Below are 7,171 nucleotides of genomic sequence, written 5' to 3' on the forward strand. Positions count from 1 at the left end.
AATCGAGAAGAACAATCGCATGCTTGGACAGGAAATCGTCTCCACCGAACCCGCGACAGGCGAAATACTGTGGCGACAAATGCCGGGCGATGCCGATACCGAAGTGGCAATCGCGCGCGCCAGTTGGGCAGGCTGGGCTGCACAACCACTCGCGTTCCGACTTGAGGCGCTACGCCGATTCGCCAATGTCGTCCGCGCCAAGGCCGAGCCCTTTGCGGATTTGATCGCGCGCGAAACCGGCAAACCCCTTTGGGAAGCACGGACCGAGGTCGATACCGTCGTTGCGAAGGTGAATATCTCGGCCACCGCTTATGCCGAGCGCAGCGCCCAGCGAAAGGTGGAATCCCAAGCGGGGCGACTGGCGGTGCGGCACAAGCCCCACGGGGTGCTCGCAGTGCTTGGGCCCTATAACTTCCCGGCGCATTTGCCGAACGGCCATATCGTCCCCGCGTTGCTGGCTGGTAACGCCGTGGTGTTCAAGCCATCCGAAAAGACCCCGGCGACGGGCGAATTCCTGGTAAGCTGCCTGCGTGAGGGCGGCGTGCCGGAGGGCTGCATCCGGCTGCTGATCGGCGGCCCGGCGGAGGGCAAGGCACTCGCCGGGCATCCCGATATCGACGGGCTGTTGTTCACCGGATCGGCGCGCACCGGCATCGCGCTCAATCGCGCCTTTGCCGACAAGCCGGAAAAGATTCTCGCGCTCGAAATGGGCGGCAACAACCCGATCGTCGTGTGGGACAGCCCCGATCTGCAGTCCGCCGCCGTCCTGATCGTCCAGTCCGCCTTCACTAGCGCCGGGCAGCGCTGCACCGCCGCGCGCCGCCTGATCGTCGACGAACGGCTGTTTCAGCCACTGATGGCGGAGCTAACCAAGCTGCTCGACCGCATGATTGTTGGCGATCCGCACGCCGATCCGCAACCGTTCATGGGCCCGGTGATCGATAACGAAGCCGCCGATCTGCTGACCGAGAGCTTCGTCACGTTGATGTCGCGCGGCGGCCGTCCGCTCCGCCATATGCAGCGCCCGCAGGAAGATCGTCCGTTCCTGACGGCCGGCATGATCGACGTGACCGAGATGAACGATCGGCCGGATATCGAGCTGTTCGGTCCAATTCTGCAAGTGATCCGCACGGCAAGCTTCGAAGACGCGATCGTCGAGGCGAACAACACCCGCTATGGCCTCGCCGCCTCGCTGGTGAGCCAGAACCCCGCGCTCTACGATCAGTTCTGGGCCAATGCGCGCGCCGGCATCGTCAACTGGAACAAACCGACCAACGGCGCCTCCTCTTCCGCGCCATTCGGCGGCATTGGCTGGTCGGGCAATCACCGGCCGAGCGCTTACTACGCCGCCGATTACTGCGCCTATCCGGTGGTTTCCTCCGAAGCCGATCAGGCACGTGCGCTGATCAACATCGGCCTGCGCGACCTTTGACAAGCTTGTCTACCCGCCCCCCAAGCAGCGCTCGTTTGCGCGCCTGCCCCTTGATCGCCATTTGGGCGACATGACAACGATATCGAATGGCCCGGCGGGCGAAGTGATTCTGGTCGGCGCAGGCCCCGGCGATCCCGATTTGCTGACGATCAAGGCGCACAAGGCGATCCTCGCCGCCGATCTCATCGTCCATGACGGGCTGGTCGACCCGCGCATTCTCGCGCTCGCGCCCGATACGTCGCGCATCTCGGTCGCCAAGAGCCGCAGCCGTCACACGATGCGGCAGGAAGCGATCAACGACCTGCTGATTGCCGAGGCGCGGCGCGGCAAGCGCGTCGTTCGGCTGAAGGGCGGCGATCCGTTCATTTTCGGGCGCGGCGGCGAAGAGGCGGAGGCGTGCATCGCCGCCGGCATCCCCTTCAGCATCATCCCCGGCATTTCGGCAGCGATGGGCAGCGCAGCAGGCGCGATGATCCCGCTCACCCATCGATCGGTGTCGAGTGCGGTCACATTCGTCGCGGGGCAGTGCCAGGGTCTTGCTGAACAGAACTGGGCGGGCCTCGCCGGGCCAGGGCGGACCATGGTGATCTATATGGGGGTCGCCACCGCCGATCTGATCGCCGAAAAGCTGATTGCCGATGGCGTCTCGCCCGACATGCCCGTCGCCGTGATCGAGAACGGCACCCGACCCGAAACGCGGGCGCTGCGCACGTTGCTCACCGATCTCGGCGCAATGATCTGTCGTGAGGGCGTGAAGAGCCCTGCAGTCATCATCGTCGGCATGGTCGCGGCGCGCGGAACGGCGAGCAACGCACTGCTATCACTGGCCCATGTGGCGGAGGCGAACGCGTGAAACTGTTGACCGGGAATGATCTGCCGACCGGCGATGTCGTGTGGTGGACGGGCAGCGGCTGGTCCCGCCATGTCGAGGATGCCGCCGATGTCGGCGAAACCGGCGAGAGCATCGCCCGCGCCGAAGAAGGCGCGCGCCGGGTGAACGTGCCTTACGTGATCGACGCCGAGCCCACCCCCGAAGGCCCCCGCCCCGCGCACATCAAGGACCGCGTCCGCGCGCTCGGCCCCACCATCCGCCCCGACCTGACGCTCAAGCCCGCCGATCCCCAGGCGGGCGAGTGGGTGATATGATGATCCGCCAGCTCATTTTGGCGGCGGTTATCGCCAGCATCGCGCCCACCGCGCACGCGACCGCGAGGCCATCGCCGACCACCATGGTCAGCAAGGCCCCCACCTTGCACGTTACCCACACCTATCTCCGCGCCGCACCCGGCAAACGCGCGGCGCTGATCGCGTATATCAAGCAAAACTGGTTCGCGATGGACCGGATCGGCCTCGAGCAGGGCCTGTTCACCAGCTATGCGCTGCTCGAACGCGCCGATGACACCGAAGCCGATTGGGACGTGATCGTCGCGGTCGGCTATCCGACCGCCCAAGGCCATGATGCGCCCGGCGTCACCGATGCCTTCAAGGCGATCCGTGCAGCCCACCGTGAAACCAAGATCGACGGGCTCGGCTTGAAAGAACTCGGCACGATCGTCCGCCACTATCCCCTCACTCTCGCGGTTCAGGGCCAGTAACCCATGTATAAATATGACCATTACGACCAGGCGATCGTCGATGCGCGGGTCGAGGAATTTCGCGACCAGGTGATCCGTCGCCTGTCAGGCGCGATGAGCGAGGACCAGTTCAAGCCGCTCCGGCTGATGAACGGGCTCTATCTCCAGCTCCACGCCTATATGCTGCGCGTCGCCATCCCCTACGGCACGCTCGACAGCCGCCAGATGCGGATGCTCGGCCATATCGCTCGCAAATATGATCGCGGCTATGGCCATTTCACCACGCGCCAGAATCTCCAGTTCAACTGGATAAAGCTCGCCGATGCGCCGGACATCCTCGCCGAACTGGCGACGGTGGAGATGCACGCCATTCAGACGAGCGGTAATTGCATCCGCAACATCAGTTCGGATCAATATGCAGGCGCCGCCGCCGACGAAGTGACCGATCCGCGCCCCTGGGCCGAATTGCTGCGTCAGTGGAGCACTTTCCACCCCGAATTCAGCTATCTCCCGCGCAAGTTCAAGATCGCGGTGATCGCCGCGGACGAGGATCGCGCGGCGATGCGGCTGCACGATATCGGCATCCAGCTGCTCGAGCGCGACGGCCTGCTCGGCGCGAAGATTTTCGTCGGTGGTGGCATGGGCCGCACGCCAATGATTGCGCCTGAAATCAAGGATTTCGTGACCGCGGCTGATCTGCTCAGCTATCTCGAAGCCTGTCTGCGCGTCTACAACCGCTATGGCCGCCGCGACAATATGTACAAGGCGCGGATCAAGATCCTGATCCACGAAATCGGCGCCGATGCGTACCGCGCGCAGGTCGAGGAAGAGTTTGCGCACGTCAAAGCGCTGGGCATCGATCCCCCCGCCGCCGAACTCGCGCGCATCACCGCCATGTTCGCCCCGCCACCGTTCGAAACCAAAGTCGCCGACGCGATCGACCGCAGCGGTCCCGATTTCGCGGTCTGGCTCGACCAGAACGTCAAGCCACATAAAGCCCCCGGCTATGCTATCGTTAACATCAGCCTGAAGCCGCGTGGCGGCATCCCCGGCGATGCGTCTGCCGACCAGATCGATCTGATGGCCGATCTCGCCGAGCAGTACTCGTTCGATGAATTGCGCGTCACCCACGCCCAGAACATCGTCCTGCCGCATGTCCGCCAGAGCGATCTGCAGGCCATCTGGCAGGCGCTGAACGACGCCGGGCTGGCCGAGGCCAATCTTGACCTCATCAGCGATATCATCGCCTGCCCCGGCCTTGATTATTGCAGCCTGGCCAATGCCCGCTCTATTCCGGTTGCGCAGAAAATCCATGCGCGCTTTGCGGACCTCGGCCGCCAGCGCGAGCTTGGCGAGCTGAAGGTGAAAATCTCCGGCTGCATCAACGCCTGCGGCCACCACCATGCCGGGCATATCGGCATCCTAGGCGTCGACAAGAAAGGCACCGAAAACTACCAGCTTTCGCTCGGCGGATCGGGTGCTGACGATGTCTCGATCGGCAAGATCACCGGCCCCGGCTTCGACGAGGACGGCATTGTCGACGCGGTCGAGAAAGTCACCGACGTCTATCTCGGCCTGCGCACCGATGGCGAACGCTTCCTCGACACCTATCGCCGCGTGGGCATGGAACCGTTCAAGGAGGCGATTTATGGATAAGCGCGATGTCGTGTTCCCGGCGGGGCGTCAGGAATTGTACGACCGCAACCGCTATTCGCCAGCGGTTCGCGCGAACGGTTTTCTATTCGTATCGGGTCAGGTCGGCAGCCGCGAAGACGGATCGCCAGAGCCGGATTTCGAAAAGCAGGTGCGGCTTGCCTTCGACAATCTCAACGCGATCCTGGTGGCGGCGGGCTGCAGCTTCGATAATGTGATGGATGTGACCATGTTTGTCGTCGATCCCGAAGCAAACTTGCCGACGATTATGAAGGTGCTGCCGGATTATTGGGGAGCCGCTCCCTATCCCACGTTGACGGGCATCGGCGTCACATGGCTTTACGGTTTTCAGTTCGAGATCAAGGTGATCGCGCAACTGCCGAAGGCGGAGACCGCAGCGTGACCGATTCCCTCCTCCGCTTCCGCACCGATGAAGCGCATGACGAGCCCGCGATCACGCTCGACAGCTTTCTCGCCGGGCAATCGAACGCCACCGCCGTCCGGATCGAGGCGGGTGACGATGCCCGCGCGCTCATCCCGCATCTGGGCCAGCTTGCGCTCATCGAGGTCAGCTTTCCGGCGTTTCGCGACGGGCGCGGTTATTCGGCGGCGCGGGTGCTGCGCGAGGCGGGCTATACCGGCGAACTCCGCGCGGCGGGCGATGTGCTGGTCGATCAGCTGCCATTGATGCGCCGCTGCGGTTTTGACAGTTTTGCGCCGCATGCCCCGATCGACGAGGCTGTGCTGAAGGCGTCGTTCGAACGCTATGATCATGCCTATCAGGGCGCAGCCGACAGCATCGTACCCGTGTGGAAGCTGCGGCATGGCTGAAGCAGCCCGCGCGCTCGACCTGATCAACACCGGCCCGCGCTTCACAGCAGCCGATGTCACGGCGTTGAACGCGCGGTTCGAGAGTGCCGATGCATCGGCCCTGCTCGCGACGGTGCTGGCCGAAGGGTTGATCGGGCGCGCGGCGATCGTGTCGTCGTTCGGGGCGGAATCGGCCGTGCTGCTTCATCTTGTTGCCAGCATCGATCCTGCGGCGCCGGTGCTGTTCCTCGATACGGATAAGCATTTCCCTGAGACGCTCGCCTATCGCGATCTGCTCGCGACGCGCTTGGGGCTCACCGATCTGCGCACGCTCACACCCGACGCCGATGTGATCGCCAAGCGCGACGAAAGCGGCCTGCGCTGGTCCTATGATCCCGATGGCTGTTGCGAGATCCGCAAGGTCGCCCCGCTCGCGGCCGAGCTTACTGGCTTCGACGCAACGATCACCGGCCGCAAGGGCTTCCAGTCACGTACACGCGCGCACCTCCAAAGCTTTGAGATCGATACCAGCGACGCCGCCGGTCGGCTGAAGCTGAACCCGCTCGCGCGCTGGTCGAAGGCCGATCTCGACGCCTATGTCGCCGTACATAATCTTCCCCCCCACCCGCTAGTCGATGCCGGCTACCCCTCGATCGGCTGTGCGCCCTGCACCAGCAAGGTCCTCCCCGGCGAAGACCCCCGCGCCGGCCGCTGGCGCGGCTGGGACAAGGTGGAATGCGGCATCCATGTGCCCGAAGCCCCAGGGGAATTGCCGAGTTTTTAGCGGTCATGACTTTGGGTGGCCCCGTTCGTCCTGCATATCTCTTGGGCGAAGGCAAAACGGCCCATCGAACGGCTGCTTTCCGGGCAGGTCATTCTTTAAACGTAGCGCCTGCTCAGGCCGGATGGGTTGAGATTTGATCGAGGCCGTGAACCTATAAAACAGACCGCCGTCCTCGTGGAAGCTGAACGGCAAAAATGGGTGGTTAGCTGCCCGTCGCCGTTAGCCAACCGGGGCGCTCATCAGCCGCACCATACCAGCCCCAATCCGAAAGGGTTTCAACAAATCTGGCGCGGTCAAATTGACGGTAGGCGTCAGAGATCAGCGAAACGTATAGATCGGTTGGAGGTGCGCTACAGCTGATTCCTCTGAATATCATGCCCCGACTTCCGCCAAAGTCCGGCAGAAACCCCTCGACCCATATTGCCGTCCCGTCTGCGATATCGAGCAAATAGGGAGCCACAAGCTGCAAGCCCAAGACCGACGCGGCAACCTTCCACGCAGAAACAAGCTCGTGATCAATATCGTGTGGAGACGGTCGCATACACTCCTTTTAGTTTCGTCGCGAAAGTCTGCAAATGGGGCGAGAACTGCCCGACTGCTTTTCGCCCGATAGCCGCCGTTCCGCTTTCGGGTAGGACCGCAATACGCCAAGGGTCCGAACGGCGAAAACTGTTGGATTACCGACAGTTAGGTATCGCCGAAATCAAGTTCGTTTAGCCTGGTTATGAGATCGTCATCGAGGTTCATGATGGCCTCGGCGACCCTATGATGCCCCTTGGCCGCCGCTAACGCAGATACAGCCGATAGAAGTGTGGGTTCGTTGACGTGCTCCCCTGAAACTCCGCCAGTCTGAGCTAGAGTCCTTCATGAAGGAGGACGACGATGAAGCGCAGCAGATTTACCGAGGAGCAGATCATA

Annotated in this window: 8 protein-coding genes; all 8 read left to right on the plus strand. The window is 63.0% G+C overall.

Features of this window, described 5'->3' with window-relative positions; genetic code table 11:
- Positions 1-19 precede the first annotated feature (19 nt).
- The 8 genes from astD (at position 20) to B7Y49_RS11890 (ending at position 6,253) form a co-directional block, all read left to right on the plus strand.
- Positions 20-1,432 (plus strand): succinylglutamate-semialdehyde dehydrogenase, encoded by a 1,413-nt coding sequence (gene astD / locus B7Y49_RS11855; RefSeq protein ID WP_374127810.1) that lies wholly within the window; start codon positions 20-22, stop codon positions 1,430-1,432.
- 70 nt (positions 1,433-1,502) lie between these two features.
- On the plus strand, positions 1,503-2,285 hold the full coding sequence (cobA, locus tag B7Y49_RS11860) for a uroporphyrinogen-III C-methyltransferase (protein WP_374127803.1): 783 nt from the start codon (positions 1,503-1,505) through the stop codon (positions 2,283-2,285).
- Positions 2,282-2,578 (plus strand): DUF2849 domain-containing protein, encoded by a 297-nt coding sequence (locus B7Y49_RS11865; RefSeq protein WP_374127804.1) that lies wholly within the window; start codon positions 2,282-2,284, stop codon positions 2,576-2,578. Before cobA ends, B7Y49_RS11865 begins: the two co-directional genes overlap by 4 nt.
- Positions 2,578-3,027, plus strand: a complete 450-nt coding sequence (locus B7Y49_RS11870) for a hypothetical protein (RefSeq protein ID WP_374127805.1) — start codon at positions 2,578-2,580, stop codon at positions 3,025-3,027. Before B7Y49_RS11865 ends, B7Y49_RS11870 begins: the two co-directional genes overlap by 1 nt.
- Before the next feature lie 3 nt (positions 3,028-3,030).
- The gene (locus tag B7Y49_RS11875) at positions 3,031-4,662 is read left to right on the plus strand and encodes a nitrite/sulfite reductase (protein ID WP_374127806.1); all 1,632 of its coding nucleotides are present in this window, start codon (positions 3,031-3,033) and stop codon (positions 4,660-4,662) included.
- A complete protein-coding gene (locus B7Y49_RS11880) occupies positions 4,655-5,062 on the plus strand; it encodes a RidA family protein (RefSeq protein ID WP_374127807.1) in 408 nt (135 codons plus the stop codon). Before B7Y49_RS11875 ends, B7Y49_RS11880 begins: the two co-directional genes overlap by 8 nt.
- Positions 5,059-5,490, plus strand: coding sequence for a DUF934 domain-containing protein (locus tag B7Y49_RS11885; protein WP_374127808.1), 432 nt, complete (start codon positions 5,059-5,061; stop codon positions 5,488-5,490). Before B7Y49_RS11880 ends, B7Y49_RS11885 begins: the two co-directional genes overlap by 4 nt.
- Positions 5,483-6,253, plus strand: coding sequence for a phosphoadenylyl-sulfate reductase (locus tag B7Y49_RS11890; protein WP_374127809.1), 771 nt, complete (start codon positions 5,483-5,485; stop codon positions 6,251-6,253). Before B7Y49_RS11885 ends, B7Y49_RS11890 begins: the two co-directional genes overlap by 8 nt.
- The last annotated feature ends 918 nt before the right edge of the window (positions 6,254-7,171 follow it).

The organism is Sphingomonas sp. 28-62-11, assembly GCF_002278865.1.
In the GTDB taxonomy this organism is placed as follows: Bacteria; Pseudomonadota; Alphaproteobacteria; order Sphingomonadales; family Sphingomonadaceae; genus Sphingomonas.

What these genes read in the sequence shown, in the direction of transcription:
- astD (WP_374127810.1), top strand. Translation starts at nt 20, where the DNA reads ATGCTTGGACAGGAAATCGTCTCCACCGAACCCGCGACAGGCGAAATA.
- cobA (WP_374127803.1), top strand. Translation starts at nt 1,503, where the DNA reads ATGACAACGATATCGAATGGCCCGGCGGGCGAAGTGATTCTGGTCGGC.
- B7Y49_RS11870 (WP_374127805.1), top strand. Translation starts at nt 2,578, where the DNA reads ATGATCCGCCAGCTCATTTTGGCGGCGGTTATCGCCAGCATCGCGCCC.
- B7Y49_RS11875 (WP_374127806.1), top strand. Translation starts at nt 3,031, where the DNA reads ATGTATAAATATGACCATTACGACCAGGCGATCGTCGATGCGCGGGTC.
- B7Y49_RS11880 (WP_374127807.1), top strand. Translation starts at nt 4,655, where the DNA reads ATGGATAAGCGCGATGTCGTGTTCCCGGCGGGGCGTCAGGAATTGTAC.
- B7Y49_RS11890 (WP_374127809.1), top strand. Translation starts at nt 5,483, where the DNA reads ATGGCTGAAGCAGCCCGCGCGCTCGACCTGATCAACACCGGCCCGCGC.